The 15275-nt window shown below is 70.0% G+C and carries 18 protein-coding genes; 10 read left to right on the top strand and 8 right to left on the bottom strand.

Translation table 11 applies throughout. The features are described from left to right. Nucleotides 1-94: 94 nt before the first annotated feature. Nucleotides 95-1240 carry a 60S ribosomal export protein NMD3 gene (locus EXE44_RS07455; RefSeq protein WP_137716614.1) on the bottom strand — a complete coding sequence of 382 codons (1146 nt, stop codon included), beginning with the start codon at nt 1238-1240 and terminating at the stop codon, nt 95-97. A gap of 140 nt (nt 1241-1380) precedes the next feature. Between EXE44_RS07455 and EXE44_RS07450 the strand changes: the two genes are divergently transcribed. The 5 genes from EXE44_RS07450 to EXE44_RS07430 all read left to right on the top strand — a co-directional run bounded on the left by EXE44_RS07450 (nt 1381) and on the right by EXE44_RS07430 (nt 5468). Then, complete coding sequence (locus EXE44_RS07450) at nt 1381-1734, top strand: DNA-binding protein (RefSeq protein ID WP_053770715.1); 354 nt, start codon at nt 1381-1383, stop codon at nt 1732-1734. Further along, complete coding sequence (locus tag EXE44_RS07445; RefSeq protein ID WP_121562853.1) at nt 1735-2328, top strand: asparagine synthase-related protein; 594 nt, start codon at nt 1735-1737, stop codon at nt 2326-2328. It abuts the gene before it with no gap. Nucleotides 2329-2419: 91 nt separating this feature from the next. Next, nucleotides 2420-2875, top strand: a complete 456-nt coding sequence (locus EXE44_RS07440; protein WP_121562852.1) for a DUF892 family protein — start codon at nt 2420-2422, stop codon at nt 2873-2875. A 106-nt stretch (nt 2876-2981) separates the two neighbouring features. After that, on the top strand, nt 2982-4304 hold the full coding sequence (hisS, locus tag EXE44_RS07435) for a histidine--tRNA ligase (RefSeq protein ID WP_137716613.1): 1323 nt from the start codon (nt 2982-2984) through the stop codon (nt 4302-4304). 87 nt (nt 4305-4391) lie between these two features. Further along, nucleotides 4392-5468, top strand: coding sequence for a CNNM domain-containing protein (locus EXE44_RS07430; protein ID WP_137716612.1), 1077 nt, complete (start codon nt 4392-4394; stop codon nt 5466-5468). A gap of 82 nt (nt 5469-5550) precedes the next feature. Here EXE44_RS07430 and EXE44_RS07425 read toward each other — a convergent pair whose 3' ends face one another. From EXE44_RS07425 to EXE44_RS07405, 5 genes are all read right to left on the bottom strand, one after another. Next, nucleotides 5551-5961 (bottom strand): DoxX family protein, encoded by a 411-nt coding sequence (locus EXE44_RS07425; protein WP_137716611.1) that lies wholly within the window; start codon nt 5959-5961, stop codon nt 5551-5553. Between the two features lie 79 nt (nt 5962-6040). Continuing rightward, nucleotides 6041-6886, bottom strand: coding sequence for a hypothetical protein (locus EXE44_RS07420; RefSeq protein WP_137716610.1), 846 nt, complete (start codon nt 6884-6886; stop codon nt 6041-6043). Between the two features lie 18 nt (nt 6887-6904). Further along, complete coding sequence (locus tag EXE44_RS07415) at nt 6905-7498, bottom strand: DJ-1/PfpI family protein (protein WP_137716609.1); 594 nt, start codon at nt 7496-7498, stop codon at nt 6905-6907. 113 nt (nt 7499-7611) lie between these two features. Further along, nucleotides 7612-8523 (bottom strand): acyltransferase, encoded by a 912-nt coding sequence (locus EXE44_RS07410; RefSeq protein ID WP_137716608.1) that lies wholly within the window; start codon nt 8521-8523, stop codon nt 7612-7614. 64 nt (nt 8524-8587) lie between these two features. Beyond that, on the bottom strand, nt 8588-8776 hold the full coding sequence (locus EXE44_RS07405; protein ID WP_121600174.1) for a hypothetical protein: 189 nt from the start codon (nt 8774-8776) through the stop codon (nt 8588-8590). A gap of 133 nt (nt 8777-8909) precedes the next feature. Between EXE44_RS07405 and EXE44_RS07400 the strand changes: the two genes are divergently transcribed. The 5 genes from EXE44_RS07400 to EXE44_RS07380 all read left to right on the top strand — a co-directional run bounded on the left by EXE44_RS07400 (nt 8910) and on the right by EXE44_RS07380 (nt 13411). Further along, nucleotides 8910-9983: an aldo/keto reductase gene (locus EXE44_RS07400; protein ID WP_137705427.1), complete on the top strand. Its 1074-nt coding sequence runs from the start codon at nt 8910-8912 to the stop codon at nt 9981-9983. 313 nt (nt 9984-10296) lie between these two features. After that, nucleotides 10297-11595 carry an RNA-guided endonuclease TnpB family protein gene (locus EXE44_RS07395; RefSeq protein ID WP_137716607.1) on the top strand — a complete coding sequence of 433 codons (1299 nt, stop codon included), beginning with the start codon at nt 10297-10299 and terminating at the stop codon, nt 11593-11595. A 231-nt stretch (nt 11596-11826) separates the two neighbouring features. Beyond that, nucleotides 11827-12567, top strand: a complete 741-nt coding sequence (locus tag EXE44_RS07390; protein ID WP_137716606.1) for a helix-turn-helix domain-containing protein — start codon at nt 11827-11829, stop codon at nt 12565-12567. A 47-nt stretch (nt 12568-12614) separates the two neighbouring features. Beyond that, a complete protein-coding gene (locus EXE44_RS07385) occupies nt 12615-12803 on the top strand; it encodes a hypothetical protein (protein ID WP_053770736.1) in 189 nt (62 codons plus the stop codon). Between the two features lie 80 nt (nt 12804-12883). Then, nucleotides 12884-13411, top strand: coding sequence for a hypothetical protein (locus EXE44_RS07380; RefSeq protein ID WP_137716605.1), 528 nt, complete (start codon nt 12884-12886; stop codon nt 13409-13411). Between the two features lie 48 nt (nt 13412-13459). Here the strand turns inward: EXE44_RS07380 and EXE44_RS07375 are convergent, their stop codons facing one another. Continuing rightward, nucleotides 13460-14818, bottom strand: a complete 1359-nt coding sequence (locus EXE44_RS07375; protein WP_137716604.1) for a M28 family peptidase — start codon at nt 14816-14818, stop codon at nt 13460-13462. 81 nt (nt 14819-14899) lie between these two features. Continuing rightward, nucleotides 14900-15235 (bottom strand): hypothetical protein, encoded by a 336-nt coding sequence (locus EXE44_RS07370; RefSeq protein ID WP_137716603.1) that lies wholly within the window; start codon nt 15233-15235, stop codon nt 14900-14902. Between the last annotated feature and the right edge of the window lie 40 nt (nt 15236-15275).

Below are 15275 nucleotides of genomic sequence, written 5' to 3'. Positions count from 1 at the left end.
CCGTCGCCGCCCGCGAGGGCGGCGCGCCGCGTCGGCGTTCCGACCCGTCCTACGAACGATCAGTTCTCTTCTCCCAGCGAGCCGCGAGTCTCTTCTACTCCCGGTTCGAGACCGACTCCGCCGGCCGCTCCGCGTCCTCGTCCGGCACGAGGTGGACCTCCCCGTCGTGTTCGAAGGCGAGGACTGACTCGGCGTCGTCGTCGACGAACGCCGGGTTCGGCACCGTCTTCGCCTCGTAGGTGACGGGGTCGAGCACCTGGATCGCGTTCTCGTCCTCGACGGTCACGACCGTCGTCTCCGCCGCGTCGTCGCGGGTGCCGAGCCGGGTCGCGTCGGGGGCGTCGCCGTCCGCGAACGCCGAGGTGTACTCCGCGCCCGTGGCGAGCCGGACCCCCTGGAGGCGGCCGGAGACGCCCGTGACGAGGACCGGGCCGTCCCCGTCCTCCGGGTCGACGATCTCGCCTTCCGCGTACCTCGGGAGCCGGACCGCGAACGTGACCCGGTACACCTCGTTGCCGTCGCCGTCCTCGGTGACGAGCGTCGGGTACGACTCGAAGCTCCCCCCGAGCGACTCCGTGATCCGCGTCGCGACGTTCTGCGCGAGGCGGTTCGAGGAGAGCTTGATGTCCGGCCCGTCGTCGGTCTCCGTCACCTCGGTGATGAACGCCTCGCGGTCGCCGTCGGCCTCCTGGTCGGCGACGTACCGCTCGGCGATGTCCAGCGCCTCCGCGCGCTCGGCGGGCGTGAGGTCGCGCTCGTCGGCGCGGACCTGGACGATCCCGGCGTAGTAGCCGCCGGCGATGCGCCCGCAGCGGTCGCAGGTCCCGCGCGAGATCTTCACGGGGACGGTCACCTCCGCGGAGCGCAGGGTGCCGCGCACCACGCCGGAGAAGCGGCAGTGCATCCGGACCGTGTTCTCGTCGACCTGCTCGGGCTCGACGCCCCACTCCACGTCCGCGGCGTCGACGTGGACCCCGAGGGACTCGGCCACCTCGTCGACGGCCACGTCGGTGTAGTCGCGCGCCCCCACGTCGCGCCACGACTCGCCGCGCCTGACGGCGCCGCAGCCGGAGCAGACCAGCACCTCGATCCGGTCGGGGGCGTCGACCAGGTCGAAGTCCTCGAAGTAGCAGTCGTCGCACAGCAGGGCGTCTCGCCCGCGCGGCTCGCCCGGAAGGGGGTCGCGCCGCTCGGGGACCGGGTCGCCGCAGCGCGGACAGAACTCCCGCGACTCGCTCATTGGCGCCCGCTACGCCGAGGACCCGTTTAAACGGCGCGGACCGCCCCCGCCGGCGCCGACGCCGCGACGGCGGCTCCGGCCGCTCCGAGCGGGTCGCGACCTCCGAAATGGTTTTTCGCACGGACCGAGAACGGGCGTGTATGAGCGGTAACCCCGACGACGAACGGCTCGAGGAACTGCGCGAACAGAAGATGGAGGAGCTCCGCGAGCGGCAGGGCGGCGAGGGCGACGCCGCCGAGGCCCAACAGCAGGCCCAGGAACGCGCCGAGGCCCAGCAGGAGGCCGTCCTGAAGCAGTACCTCACGGACGGCGCCCGCCAGCGGCTCAACGCGGTCGAGATGTCCAAGCCGCAGTTCGGCGAGAAGGTGAAACAGCAGGTCGCCGCGCTGGCGCAGAGCGGGCGGATCCAGGGACAGATCGACGAAGAGCAGATGCGCGAGCTCCTCAAGGAGCTCCAGCCCGACCAGAAGAGCTTCGACATCCGCCACCGGTAGATGGAGCTCGCGCTGCTGTACAGCGGGGGGAAAGACTCCTCGCTGGCCGCCCACCTGCTCGACCGGTTCTACGACGTCCGCTGCGTCACGGGGAGCTTCGGGCTCACGGACGACTGGGAGCACGCGGAGCGGGCGGCCGCCGAGCTCGGGTTCCCGTTCGAGCGCGTCGACCTCGACCGCGAGGTCGCCGAGAGCGCGGCCGAGACAATGGTCGCGGACGGCTACCCGCGCAACGGGATCCAGCGCGTCCACGAGCACGCCTTAGAGACCATCGCCGCGCTCGACGTCGACGCCATCGCGGACGGCACCCGCCGCGACGACCGCGTCCCCACGGTGTCGCGGGCGCAGGCGCAGAGCCTCGAAGACCGCAACGGGATCGACTACATCTCCCCGCTGTCCGGGTTCGGTCGCCACGCCGTCGACCAGCTCGTCGACGCCACCTTCGACGTCCAGCAGGGCCCGAGCGAGGAGGTCCCGAAGGCGGACTACGAGGACGAGCTCCGCACGCTCATCGCGGACCAGTACGGCGAGGGGACCGTCGGCGACGTGTTCCCCGACCACGACCAGACGTACGTCCACGGCCGCAGCGACTGACCGACCGCCCCGCTTTCCGTCCGCCGTCGGCGACCTCCCGCCGCACCCGCTCGCCGGAACGCCTTTCGACCCCCCGGGCGTAGCGTGAGGCATGTCATCCGACCGAGTCGTCGACCTGCTCCGAACGGCGTACGCCGACGAGATCGAGACCGTGATGAACTACCAGACGAACGCGATCGTCCTCGACGGCGTCCGCGCCGAGGAGATCAAGGAGAGCCTGAAACAGGACGTCCAGGAGGAGCTCGGCCACGCCGAACAGCTCGGCCAGCGGCTCAAACAGCTCGACGCCCGGCCGCCCGGCTCCGCCGAGTTCACGGCCGGCCAGGAGTCGCTACAGCCGCCCGAGGACTCCACCGACGTGCTGGCCGTCATCAACGGCGTGCTCGACGCCGAGGAGGACGCCATCGCGACGTACCGAGAGCTGATCGACGCCGCCGAGGCGGCCGACGACCCGGTCACCGAGGACCTCGCGGTGACGCTCCTCTCGGACGAGGAGGCACACCGGACGGAGTTCCGCGGGTTCCAGAAGGAGTACCAGCGCGAGTAGGCGGGCCGAGGCGACGCCGCCCGTCGCCGACGTGACGCGCATCGACGCCGGCGAGCGCCGCCCCCGAAAGGATGCTTTCAAGCGGGCGCTCGCCGAACCGACGCGTATGTACGACGGCCTCAAGGGATTCCGCGACTTCTACCCCGGCGAGCAGTCCGCCCGCCGCGAGGTGACCGACGCGGTCGAGGACGCGGCGGCCAGGCACGGCTTCCGGGAGATCGCCACCCCCGCCTTGGAGCGGACGGAGATGTACGTCGACAAGTCCGGCGAGGAGATCGTCGAGGAGCTGTACGCCTTCGACGACAAGGGCGGCCGCGGCGTCTCGATGACCCCCGAGCTCACCCCGACCGTCGCGCGGATGGTCGTCGCGAAGGGCCAGGAGCTGTCGAAGCCGATCAAGTGGGTGTCCACCCGCCCGTTCTGGCGCTACGAGCAGGTCCAGCAGGGCCGGTTCCGCGAGTTCTACCAGACGAACATCGACGTGTTCGGCTCCTCGGCGCCCGAGGCCGACGCCGAGGTGCTGGCGGTCGCCGCCGACGCGCTGACCGACCTCGGGCTCACGGGCGACGACTTCGAGTTCCGGGTCTCGCACCGCGACATCCTCGGCGGCCTCGTCCGCTCGCTCGCCGCGGACCCCGACGCGGTCGACACCGCGGCCGCGATCCGCGCGGTCGACAAGCGCGCGAAGGTCGACGACGGCGAGTACCTCGGGCTCCTCTCTGACGCGGGCCTCGCCCGCGACACCGCGCGCGACTTCGACGACCTCATCGCGGACGTGGAGACGGTCGACGACCTCGACGCGGTCGCCGAGGCCGGCGGCGAGGCGGTCGAGGCCGCGGTCGAGAACCTCCGGAACGTCCTCGCCGCGGCCGACGACTTCGGCGCGGGCGAGTTCTGCGAGGTGTCTCTGACCACCGCCCGCGGGCTCGACTACTACACCGGCGTCGTCTTCGAGTGCTTCGACTCCACCGGCGAGGTGTCCCGGTCCGTCTTCGGCGGCGGCCGCTACGACGACCTCATCGAGAGCTTCGGCGGCCAGCCCACCCCCGCGGTCGGGGTCGCGCCCGGCCACGCGACGCTCAAGCTGCTCTGCCAGCGCGCCGGCGTCTGGCCCGACGAGGAGCTGACGACGGACTACTACGTGCTCAGCGTGGGCGACACGCGGAGCGAGGCGGCCGCGCTCGCGAGCGACCTCCGCGCGCTCGGCGACGACGTGGTCGTCGAGCAGGACGTCTCCGGCCGCTCGTTCGGCGCCCAGCTGGGCTACGCCGACTCGATCAACGCCGAGACGGTCGTCGTCGTCGGCGAGCGCGACCTGGAGAACGGCGAGTACACGGTGAAGGACATGGCGAGCGGCGACGAGACGACGGTCCCGGTCGAGGAGTTCCCGCCCGAGGAGGGGCTGCCGACCTACGAGGACTACGAGTAACGCCGCGGCGCGCCCGCGGCCCGTCCCGCCGGCCGGGCGACGCGATCCCTGAACGCTTTTGGGTCGCGCGTCGGGACGGTGTGGACGATGATCCCGCTCGCGACGGCGATGCCCCCGACCGAGGTCGCCCTCCGCGTGGCCGCGGGGGTCCTCCTCATCCTGATCAACGCGTACTTTGTGGCTATCGAGTTCGGGCTGACGCGCCTCCGGCAGTACCCCGAGTCGGAGATGGACACCCCGGGGCTGCGGCGCGCCTGGGAGATGACCGACGACCTGGAGTTCTACCTCACGACCTGTCAGGTGTGGATCTCCGGCACGTCCATCGCGCTCGGCATCGTCGCCGAGCCGGGGCTCGCGGCGCTTTTCGCCCCGATATTCGAGAACACGGCGTTCGCGTCCGCCGGCGCCGGGTCGCTCCTGGGCTTTTTCATCATCAACATGGTCCACCTGACCCACGGCGAGCAGACGCCGACGTACCTCGGCGTCGAGCGCTCGAAGCAGGTCGCCCGGTACGGCTCGCGGCCGCTGTACTGGTTCGCGTGGCTCATCTCGCCGCTGATCAAGGTCGGCGACTGGGTCGCGAAGGCGACGCTCGGGCTGTTCGGCGTCGAGATGACCGGGTCGTGGACCGAGGCCGAGGAGGAGGTGCTGGAGACGCGCGCCGAGCTCCGCAACCGCCTCGGCTCGATGATGGAGGAGGTCGAGCTCCCCGAGGAGCGCCGCGAAGAGGTCCTCAACGCGCTCGACGTCGACCGGGTGACCGTCGCGGACGTGATGACCGCGCCCGAGGAGATCGTCTCGCTGACGACGGGGGCGTCCGTGGACGAGAACCTCGACCGGATCCGAGACACGCCGCACACCCGCTTCCCGCTCGTCGGCGACGATCTGACCGACTTCGAGGGGATCGTGTACGCCCCCTCGATCGTGAGCCGCTACGACGAGCTGCGCGACGGCGACCTGACGTTCGCCGAGGTCGCCGCCCCGCCGATGACGGTCGCGGCGGACGCGAGCGTCAGCGACGCCTTCGACCGGTTCCAGGCGGAGTCCCAGGAGCTCGCCTTAGTCATCGAGGACGGCGAGGTCGTCGGCCTGATCACCGCGACGGACGCCATGGAAGCGGTGATGGGCCAGCTCGAGGACCCGCTGGACGCCGGGAACCTATAGTCGACGCCGGCGCTCCCCGGCGATCCGGCGGCTGATTAGAAATAAGGGGCCGGGACCTCGGATCCCCGCTCCGCGCCGCCGTTCACCTCTTGTACGCCTCGCGCAGGAACACCAGCGCGCCGCCGAGCATCGCGAGGTTCCCGAAGAAGGCGAGCCGCTCGCCGCTCTTGTCGTCCTCGTCGGCGTTCCAGAAGTCGTGCATTGTGCCGGTCACGACGGTCAGGAACGCGACCGCCGCGCCGGTCGCGATCCGGGGGAGCCGCCAGAGCGCGATCCCGAGGCCGGCGACCACCATCATGCCGGAGGCGAACGGCGCGGCGAGGTCCGGCATCGGGACGCCCGCCGACTCGGCGTACTCGATCGTGTCGTCCATGTCGCGGAAGTCCTCCGAGGCCTGCGCGGCGAGGCCGACGCCGAGCAGGACGCGGCCGAGCCGCGACGGCGCGCCGCGGCCGGTCGCCCCGTCGCTCGTCTCCGTGTCGTCGTCGCTCATACCGCACGCAACGGGGGCGCGCCTCATAAATCGCGGTGGCGCTCGGTGCGGGTCCCCGCGCCGCCGTCCCGCCCCGCCGTCACACCCCGTCGATCCGCGTCAGTAGCCGGCCCGTCGCCGCCGCGTCGAAGGCCATCGGCCGGCGCCACCACGGGCCCTTCCCGGAGTCGGTCGATAGGTCGGTGACGATCCGGTTCGCCTCGCTCCCGGCGTCGGGCGCGCTCAGCGGCACGACGCGGTCGAAGAGTCCAGAGGCGTCCGGGTCGCCCGCGACGACGACGCGGGCGTCGAACGGGTCGCGCTTCAGGTGCGCGTTGGTCGGCGCGGCCCTTTCGGCGGCCGCGCGGTCGACGTGCTCAGACTCCTCATCACCATCCTCGCCCGACAGCACCCGCTCGATCCGCATCCCCGCGAAGAGGTACGCGCCCCAGTCGGGGGCGAGGTCGTCGTCGACGGCGACCCCTCGCTCGCGGAGCCACGCGCCGTCGCGGTCGTCCGTTCCGCCGTCGCGGTCGCCGGTCGAATCGCCGGGACGCCCGTCGCCCGGCTCCGCCCAGTCGCGCGGCCGCAGCGTCAGCGTCGCGTAGAAGAGGAGCCAGTCGCCGGGGTCGAGGGCGGCGATCCGGCCCGCCTTCACGGCGTACGGGTCGCCGTAGGTCGCCCGCTCGCGGCCGTGGACGCCCGGGAACTCGGGGTCGGCGTGGACCGGCGTCTCGCGCAGGTCGGCGGGGACCGCGAAGGGGAGGTCGAGGTCGCCGTACGTCGGGAGCGGCTCGTCGACCGGGAACCGGTCGCGCGGCAGCGTCGCCGCCGGCTCGGGGATCGGGACGTACGCGAAGGAGCCGTCCGGGTAGACGGGCCCGCGGAACCCGGGCTCGTTCGTGTTGGCGGCGACGTTGACGGCGACCGCACGGGGGTCGGGCATGCGGGAAAATCGGGGGGATCAGTCCGCCGTCGCGGCGGGGCCCTCGTGTTCGACCTCGGTCCCGAGGAGGTCGAGGAACTGCGCGATCCACTCGGGGTGGTCGGGCCACGCCTGCCCGGTGACGAGGTTGCCGTCGGTCGTCACGCCGTCGACCCACGAGCAGCCGGCGGCCTCGACCTCGGGCCTGACCGCCGGGTACGCCGTCATCTCGTAGCCGTCGAGCACGCCCGCGGCCGCGAGGATCTGCGGGCCGTGACAGATCGACGCGACGGGCTTGTCCGCCTCGAAGAAGTGCCGCACAGCGTCGAGCACCTCGTCGTAGCCGCGGAGGTACTCGGGGGCGCGCCCGCCGGGAACGACCAGGGCGTCGTAGTCGGCCGGGTCGACCTCGTCGAGGCCGTGGGTGAGCTCGAAGTCGTGGCCGCGCTCCTCCAAGTACGTCTGGTCGCCGCGGAAGTCGTGGATCGCGGTCTTGACCGTCTCGCCAGCCTCCCGGTCCGGGCAGACGGCGTGGACCTCGTGGCCGACCGCCTGAAGCGCCTGGAACGGGACCATGATCTCGTAGTCCTCCCCGAAGTCGCCGACGATCATCAGTATGCGCTGTCCTGTCATGCGTGTAACACCGGTCGCCGGTACGTGCTACTGTCTCATAATGGTGCTGGCGAGCGGTAACACACCACGCGCCCCCGGTTCACGGCTTCCGCGGGGTCGGCCAAACGGCGGCGTCAGCGCGGTCGGTTCGGCGGTCGGAGGTCCCGCTGGAACTCGTCGAACTGTTCGAGGTCCTCGGGGAGTTCGTACTCGATCTCGCGTTCGTCCTGGTTGTCGGGGAGCCGCCCGTCCTCGAGGTCGTCGGCGACCTCCTCCCACCCGGGCTTCACGCGGACGGAGCGCGCGGGCGACCCCACGACGACGTGGTGGTCGGGCACGTCGCCCTGGACGACCGAGCGCGCGCCGACGACGCTGTTCTCGCCGATCCGGCAGCCCGCCCTGACCATCGCGTCGTAGGTGACCCGGGCGTCGTCCCCGACGATCGTGTGGAAGTTCCGGACCTCCGTCTGGTCGACGATGTCGTGGTCGTGGCTGTAGAGGTGGACCCCGTCGGAGATGGAGGCGCGGTCGCCGATCGTCAGCTTCCCGCGGTCGTCGAGGTGGACGTCGTCGTGGATCACGACGTTGTCGCCGACCTCGATGTTGTGGCCGTAGGTGACGGAGATGCCCTTGAAGAAGCGGCAGTTGTCCCCGCACTCGGCGAACAGGTGGTTCCCGAGCATCTGCCGGAAGCGGAGCGCGAACTCGACGTTGTCGGCCATCGGGGTGGCGTCGAACTGGCGCCAGAGCCACTGGAGGTGCTTCGAGCGCTGGAAGCGGTCCTCGTCCTTCTCGGCGTAGTACTCCGACTCCAGCGTCGCGTTACACGGGTCGTACCCCTGGAGGCGGACGCGCTCGGCGCGCGACACCGACTCGCCGTCCTGCCACGCCTCCCACGCCTCCCGGTCGCCGTGGAGGTCGATCAGCACGTCGCGGACGACCTCGCAGGTGTCCTCGTCCGAGGAGAGCCGCTCGTCCACCTCGTCGATGAACCCTCGGACCCCGGCCTCGGCGCCGTCGGGCAGGGACACGTGTCGCTTTGTCATCGGCCCACCTTCGTCGCCGTGGTTGATATGGATTCGGTTGTGTGGTCCCGCGTGCGCCCGTCGGCTAATACAGAATTCCGCGTGCGAACAGTCCGACCACGACGCCGACGAACGACACGCCGACGGCCACGAGGGACGCGGTGACGACCCCGGCTATGCCGAACGACAACGACAGGGCGGTGACCGAGGCGATGGCGACGACCGCGAGCAGCGCGACGATAGCGTCGAGCCGTCGGCGGAGGGGCTTCTCCATACGAACCACGGAGTGGGTCAGTCGTGTAAATTCTACTGGTGCGGTCGGCGCCGGACTACCGGTTACCGCTTTCCGTTCTGTACCCGTGGGAGCGACCGCGCCCGATAAGTGTCCCGACCGCCAAGCGGCCGGTATGGAACACCGCGAACTCGGTAATTCGGGCGTCGAGGTCTCGGAGATCGGCTTCGGCGCGTGGGTCGTCGGCACCGACTGGTGGGGCGACCGCTCGGACGACCAGGCGGTCGCGATGGTCGAGGAGGCGCTCGACGCGGGCGTCACCTACGTCGACACGGGCGACGTGTACGGCCACGGCGACAGCGAGGCGATCATCGGCGAGGCGATCGACGGCCGCCGCGACGAGGTGACGCTGTCGACGAAGATCGGCTACGACTTCTACGACAACCCGCAGGCCGGCCACGGCGAGCTCCCCAAGGAGCTGAACCGCGAGTACCTCACCGAGGCGTTCGAGGCCTCGCTGGACCGCCTCGACACCGACTACGTCGACGTGCTCCAGCTGCACAACGCCAACGTCGACGAGGTGACGCCCGAGGTGCGCGACCTCCTCCGCGAGTGGAAGGAAGACGGCCGCGTCCGCGCGCTCGGCTGGGCGCTCGGCCCCTCGATCGGCTGGCTCGCCGAGGGCGACGCGGCCGTCGAGTACGAGGAGTTCGACGCGGTCCAGACCGTCTTCAACCTCTTCGAGCAGGAGCCCGGCCGCCACTTCGTCGAGACGGTCCGCGAGAGCGATTCGGACACCTCCGTCATCGCGCGCGTCCCGCACTCCTCCGGCCTGCTCAACGAGCAGGTGACACCCGACACCGTCCTCGAGGACGGCGACCACCGCTCGCACCGGCCGAAGGAGTGGTACGAGACCGGCTGGGAGAAGGTGGAGGCGATCCGCTTCCTCGAAGACCCGGAGGGCGTCGAGGGGACCCGGACGATGGCGCAGGCCGCGATCCGCTGGCTGCTCGCGCACGACGAGGTCGCGTCCGTCACGCCCACCTTCCGCGACGGCGACGACATCGCCGAGTGGAGCGCCGCCGCCGACGTGCCGCCGATTTCCGACGCCGAGTACGAGCGCTTGGAGGAGCTGTACGCCCGCAACTTCGACGTCGACCGCGACGACGGGATGGACGTGCTCCGCACCTCCGTCGACGGCGAGGACATCGAGGCCGCCGGCCTCGACAAGCGCGCCGCCTCGTACTGAGCGGGAGCGCCCCCGTCCGCCGAGCGATCGACGCCGACTGACCCGCCTTTTTCGCCTCGAAACCGCCCGACAGCGAGCGGTTCTCGTCGAGTAGGATCACTTTCACTCCACCCTGGTTCGGCCGCGCCGCTGGCGGGCGTGGAAACGGTGGCTCGGTGGAAACCCGTCATCACAGAGTAACAAGGAGGAAGCCCCCGGCTTCAGCCGTGGGAGGAATCCAACACTCCCCGCAACATATAAGAGCGATAGCACCGTGACTCCCCGGCACCAGCCGTATAAGTTATAAATAAATAGATTAACATGTGAAACACAGATGGAGGATGTGATCCGCACCGTCAAAGTCAAGCTTGACGTACCCGACGAGCGGTGCGACGACCTCCATCAGACGAAAGAGCAGTTTCTCCACTGTGCGAACACGACCGCAGCCTGGGCGTGGAGATACCCGGACGAACATTGCGTCACGTCGAAACAACAAGCCGAGAACGCGCTCTACGAGCGACTTCGGGATGAAACAGCCCTGACAGCGAACCTCGTCCAGAAGGGAATCCGACGCGCTATCGAAGCCACCAAAAGCGGTGTTGCCCGACTCAGAAAGGGCGAAACAACCAGTCAACCACAGTTCGATGCGTGGAGTGTCGTCTACGACAAGCGCTCCGCGACGTTCCACCGCGACCACGTGTCTCTTTCAACGGTAAACGGGCGCGTCGAGTGTGAGTATATAATCCCTGATGACCCTGAGGGAACACCGATCGGCGAGTACCTACTGAACGAGGACTACGAGTTCCGGATGTCCACGCTCCAGTACGATCGCTCGACCGAGTCATTCTATCTCCACGCACGAATGCGCCGCACCACAACCGAGCACGAGCAATCCATGACTGCTTCTAACGCCAAGCACAGAACAGTCCTTGGCGTTGATCTGAACGTGGACGGCTCGCTCGCCGTGACTTCTACGGGTGCGTTCATCGGGAACGCCGACGAGATGAACCATCGACGCCGCGAATTCGAGAAGACCCGCGGGTCAATACAACAGGCGGGCACGCGGTCAGCCCACCTGTCGATCCAGTCGATGGACGACCGAGAACACCGCTGGATGAAAGACGAACTCCATCGTGCTTCGAACCAGGTTCTCGACGAAGCTCGCGACCACGGATGTACGCACGTCGCCTTCGAGAATCTAACCGATATCCGGGATCGGATGACTGGTGCGAAGCGATTCCACACGTGGGCGTTCCGCCGATTGTACGAGTACGTGGTGTACAAATCCGAGATGCTCGACATTGAAGTCGAGCAAGTGAGTCCGGCGTACACGAGCCAGCGGTGTTCGAAGTGCGGCTTTACAAACGAGACGAATCGGAAATCGAAACACCAGTTCGTGTGTCAAAAATGCGACTACGAGCTGAACGCGGACTATAACGCGAGCAAGAACATCGCTCGAAAGCTGATGAAACGACTCCATTCGGGGCAGATGTCTTCGAGTGGAGGCGCACCCTGTCAGTGTGCGCTGAAGTCAGGGACGCTGAACCTGAACGGTGGATTCACCGCCAGCGTCGATTCGACGACAGAAGGGGAGTCCACTGACAAGCCCACGACTTCAGTCGTGGGCCACTGACAAGGGGCTCAGTGGAGAAAGTCGAGAACTACTAATAGACCGTGGCGAGTGTGTCGAGTGTTGTAACTCGGCATGTGGAAGTGGTGGCTCGGTAGGAAGTCTTCATCACAAGGGGCTCGAGAGGGGGTAACGGATCGTCATGGCCACCACACCGACGCTTGCGCGGTCACCGGTATAAATGCCTCGCGACGGTCCGGAACCCGTTTGAACCCCGGCGCCCTCGGCTCTGGCATGCGGGAAGTGACGTTCCGGATCCGCCACGCGGGGGAGCCGGAGTGCGAGGTGAGCGCGCGCCACCCGGAGGTGCGGTACCGGTCCGTCTCCTCGATGACGGGCAGCGGCCCCGAACGCAAGCGGATCGCCGAACTGACCGGACCGCCGGCGGAGATCGAGGCGTTCGTCGAGGAGTTCCGCGAGTTCGACCTGGTCGTCTCCGCCGAGCCGCTGGCGCCGATCGAGGGCACCCACGCCTACGTCGCCCTGACGATCGACGCGGGGGCGGCCGACTGGGAGGGCATCGGCGAGCGGTTCTCGCGGTTGGGCATCCACTACCGGACCGGGACGACCATCTCCGGGGGCGTCGAGCGCTGGACGGCGTACCTGGAGGACGACGCCGACCTCTCGGCGGTGATGCGCGAACTGGAGCGCGGCGGCAACGAGGTGGAGCTCGCGCGGAACGTGGAGCTGGCGTCGATCGAGCGCTCGCCGCAGCTCCCGGCCTCGGGGCTCCTCGACGGACTCACCGACCGACAGCGGGAGGTGCTCGCGACCGCCATCGCCGCGGGCTACTACGACCACGGCGGGGGCGTGGGCGTCGAGGAGGTCGCCGCCGAGCTCGGGCTCGGGTCGACGACGGTGTGGGAGCACCTCTCGCGCGCCGAGTCGTCGGTGATGAACGCGCTGTTCGAGCGGTTCGCCGAGGGCGAGCCGATCGGCGCCGTGCGCGAGACGGACCGGTCGGAATCGCCGTGAGCGGGCTCAGACCAACGCTTTTGTAGCTTCGGGACGGAGCGCCGCGTATGGACGACGGAACCGTCTCCGTGCCGGACGAGCAGTACGAGCGGCTCGCGGCCCTCGCGGCCGCCCGCGGCGTGAGCCCAGAGACGCAGTTGGCCCGGCTCATCGACGACGCGTACGCCGGCCTCGACGGCGACGAGACCCCCGAGACGCTCCCCCTCGGCGTCTGCGACGACTCCGCCGAGGAGTGAGCCGGGCGGCGGGCCGACGGGTCGCCGAGGCGCCCACCGTCGCCGGTGGACCCTAATAGGAGGCGGCACAACTCGCGCCGATGGGCGACACCGACGAGTCGACCGGCGTTTCCGCGTGGGCAGTGTTCAAGCCGTTCCGCCGGCCGCTCCCGCTGAATCTCCTCGTTCCCTGCGTTGGGCTCGTCTGCTGGTACGTCGGTTTCGAGGCGACGGTGGCGGTCCTCGGACTCTCGCCCGAACTCGCGGCGGACTCGGTCGCGGGACAGGTCGCGAGGACGAAGGCGACCCTCGGAGCGAACCTCGGGCTCGGCGCCTTCGTCGGTCTCGCGACGCTCCGTGCGTACGGGTGGCACATCTGGAACGTCCTCGTCGGTGCGGCGTTCGCGGTCAACGGGGGCGCCGTCGCCTTCTGGATCCGGGGAGCGACTCCGCCGGCCGAGTTCTACCGGACGCCCGGCTACGTCATGTCGGACCCGGAACTCCTCCGCGTGCTCGCGTTGGCACTCGCGTTCGTGGTCCCGGCCGCGGGGATCTTTTTCCTCGGGATGGAGGCGCTCTACCGGTCGCCGGACGAGCAGCGACGATGGTGGTCGCGGCTCCCGAAGTAGTGCGTGCGGAGCCCGACCGTCGGAGTCGAAGCGACGCGCGCGGCGCCGTCACTCGTCGTAGGGCCACCGCCCGCCCGTCTTCAGCTCCTCGACGTACCCCTCGTCGATGGCGTCGCGGATCGACTCCCGCGACCGGTGTTCGGCCCCGACCTCGCCGGTCGCGAACCGGTAGACGGCCGCGGTCACGAGCGTCGCCACCTCCCGGAGGTCGCGGGAGTCGAGCTTGTCGAGGGTGTCGGCGTGGGTGTGGCCCCAGCCGCGCCCGGACTGGTCGCTCGTCGTGGAGGCCATCACCGCCGGGATCCCCTCCTGGACGAACGCCCACTGGTCGCCGTGCGGCGAGATCGTCTCGCCGGTCGTCAGGGGCGCGTCGAACGCGTCGGCGACCGCCTCGAACGTCGAGCGCATCCCCTCGAACCCGTTCGTCCCCACGCGGAGGTCCCGCGAGCTACAGGCGCCGTCGAGGTTGACGACGCAGGCGATGTCCTCCTTCGGGGTCGTCTCCGCGGCGTGGTACGCCCCCCACAGCCCGATCTCCTCGGAGCCGAACGTGACGAGTCGCACCCGGGTGTCGAGGTCGCCCTCGACGGTCGCGAGCAGGCGCCCGACCTCGGCGACGAGCGCCGAGCCGGCGCCGTTGTCGTTGGCGCCGTCGCTCACGTCGTGGGCGTCGACGTGGGCGGTGAGGTACACCGCCTCGTCGGTGTCGGGGCCGACCTCCGCGACCGCGTTCACCGAGGTGGTCGGCTCGTTCCGGCAGTCGATGTCGAGCGAGACGGTCGGGCGGTCGCCGCCCTCGTCCGCGGCGAGCCGCGAGAGCCGGTCGCCGACCTCCTTCGAGACGCCGACCGCGGGGATCGGGCCGGGCCGGTTGTGGTAGCCGATCTCGCCGGTCGGCGGGAGCGCGCCCTCGATGTGGTTCCGGAAGACGAACCCGACCGCGCCGCGCTCCGCCGCCGCGACGTACTTCTCCATCCGGTGGATCCACCGGTCGTGGGAGTCCGGCGTGCGGGAGGAGGCCATCGCGACCGCGCCCTCCAGGTCCCCCTCCGCGGCCGCGAACTCCTCGTCGGTGCCGTCGCCCACGTCGACGAGCGGGGCGGACGCCTCGCCGCTCGGCGTGCCGGGCAGCGCGATCACCTCGTGCGAGCCCTCGTGGCGGCGGTCCACGGCGCCCGTCACCGACAGCGACGACTCGCCGCGCCACCAGCCGGGGATCTCGAACTCGTCGAGGCCGGCGTTCCGCAGGCCGGCCGCCTCGAACGCCTCGACGACGCGCTCGGCGCCGCGGCGCTCGCCCGCCGATCCCGCCATGCGGTTCCCGATGTCGGTCAGGTCGGTGAGGAGGTCCCACCCGAAGTCGCTCGTCCGCGCGTCGCCCACGACGCGGTCCGGTAGCTCGGTCATACGGTCCGGTTGGGCCCCGGGCGAAAAGGGGTTGCGGGAGGCGGAGCCGCGGCCCGACCGGACGGCTCGGCGCGTCCGACCTCAGGCCGGGTCGGCCGCGGTCACCTCGACCTCGACGTCGGCGGGGTCGACGCCGATCCGCGCGAACTGCGTGCGGACGTGCTCGCGGGCCGCCTCGACCGCCTGGTCGCGGGTGTCGAACCCGCGGGGCATGGGTTCCTCGAAGGCGACGCGGATCTCCTCGCCGTCGACGACGAGCGGCGAGCCGCCGCTCTCGACCTCGTAGAACGAGTCGCAGACCCAGACGTACGGCGCGTCCTCGTCCGGCGCGCCCTTGTACGCGGGCGGCTCCTCACCGCGCTCGAACACCGTGCCGGTGAGGTCCGTCCCGCCGCCGCTGCCGCGAACGAGTATCATGCCTCGGGTACGGGGCCGAGCGTGATAAGCGCCCCGCGAC

It is taken from the genome of Halorubrum sp. SS7, assembly GCF_005435055.1.
In the GTDB taxonomy this organism is placed as follows: domain Archaea; phylum Halobacteriota; class Halobacteria; order Halobacteriales; family Haloferacaceae; genus Halorubrum; species Halorubrum salinarum.
Note: the sequence above shows the minus strand (reverse complement) of the source record. Positions and strands in the feature narration are given on the sequence as shown.

Coding starts and splice junctions, on each gene's coding strand:
- EXE44_RS07455 (WP_137716614.1), bottom strand. CDS start 1,240: ATGAGCGAGTCGCGGGAGTTCTGTCCGCGCTGCGGCGACCCGGTCCCC.
- EXE44_RS07450 (WP_053770715.1), top strand. CDS start 1,381: ATGAGCGGTAACCCCGACGACGAACGGCTCGAGGAACTGCGCGAACAG.
- EXE44_RS07445 (WP_121562853.1), top strand. CDS start 1,735: ATGGAGCTCGCGCTGCTGTACAGCGGGGGGAAAGACTCCTCGCTGGCC.
- EXE44_RS07440 (WP_121562852.1), top strand. CDS start 2,420: ATGTCATCCGACCGAGTCGTCGACCTGCTCCGAACGGCGTACGCCGAC.
- hisS (WP_137716613.1), top strand. CDS start 2,982: ATGTACGACGGCCTCAAGGGATTCCGCGACTTCTACCCCGGCGAGCAG.
- EXE44_RS07430 (WP_137716612.1), top strand. CDS start 4,392: ATGATCCCGCTCGCGACGGCGATGCCCCCGACCGAGGTCGCCCTCCGC.
- EXE44_RS07425 (WP_137716611.1), bottom strand. CDS start 5,961: ATGAGCGACGACGACACGGAGACGAGCGACGGGGCGACCGGCCGCGGC.
- EXE44_RS07420 (WP_137716610.1), bottom strand. CDS start 6,886: ATGCCCGACCCCCGTGCGGTCGCCGTCAACGTCGCCGCCAACACGAAC.
- EXE44_RS07415 (WP_137716609.1), bottom strand. CDS start 7,498: ATGACAGGACAGCGCATACTGATGATCGTCGGCGACTTCGGGGAGGAC.
- EXE44_RS07410 (WP_137716608.1), bottom strand. CDS start 8,523: ATGACAAAGCGACACGTGTCCCTGCCCGACGGCGCCGAGGCCGGGGTC.
- EXE44_RS07405 (WP_121600174.1), bottom strand. CDS start 8,776: ATGGAGAAGCCCCTCCGCCGACGGCTCGACGCTATCGTCGCGCTGCTC.
- EXE44_RS07400 (WP_137705427.1), top strand. CDS start 8,910: ATGGAACACCGCGAACTCGGTAATTCGGGCGTCGAGGTCTCGGAGATC.
- EXE44_RS07395 (WP_137716607.1), top strand. CDS start 10,297: ATGGAGGATGTGATCCGCACCGTCAAAGTCAAGCTTGACGTACCCGAC.
- EXE44_RS07390 (WP_137716606.1), top strand. CDS start 11,827: ATGCGGGAAGTGACGTTCCGGATCCGCCACGCGGGGGAGCCGGAGTGC.
- EXE44_RS07385 (WP_053770736.1), top strand. CDS start 12,615: ATGGACGACGGAACCGTCTCCGTGCCGGACGAGCAGTACGAGCGGCTC.
- EXE44_RS07380 (WP_137716605.1), top strand. CDS start 12,884: ATGGGCGACACCGACGAGTCGACCGGCGTTTCCGCGTGGGCAGTGTTC.
- EXE44_RS07375 (WP_137716604.1), bottom strand. CDS start 14,818: ATGACCGAGCTACCGGACCGCGTCGTGGGCGACGCGCGGACGAGCGAC.
- EXE44_RS07370 (WP_137716603.1), bottom strand. CDS start 15,235: ATGATACTCGTTCGCGGCAGCGGCGGCGGGACGGACCTCACCGGCACG.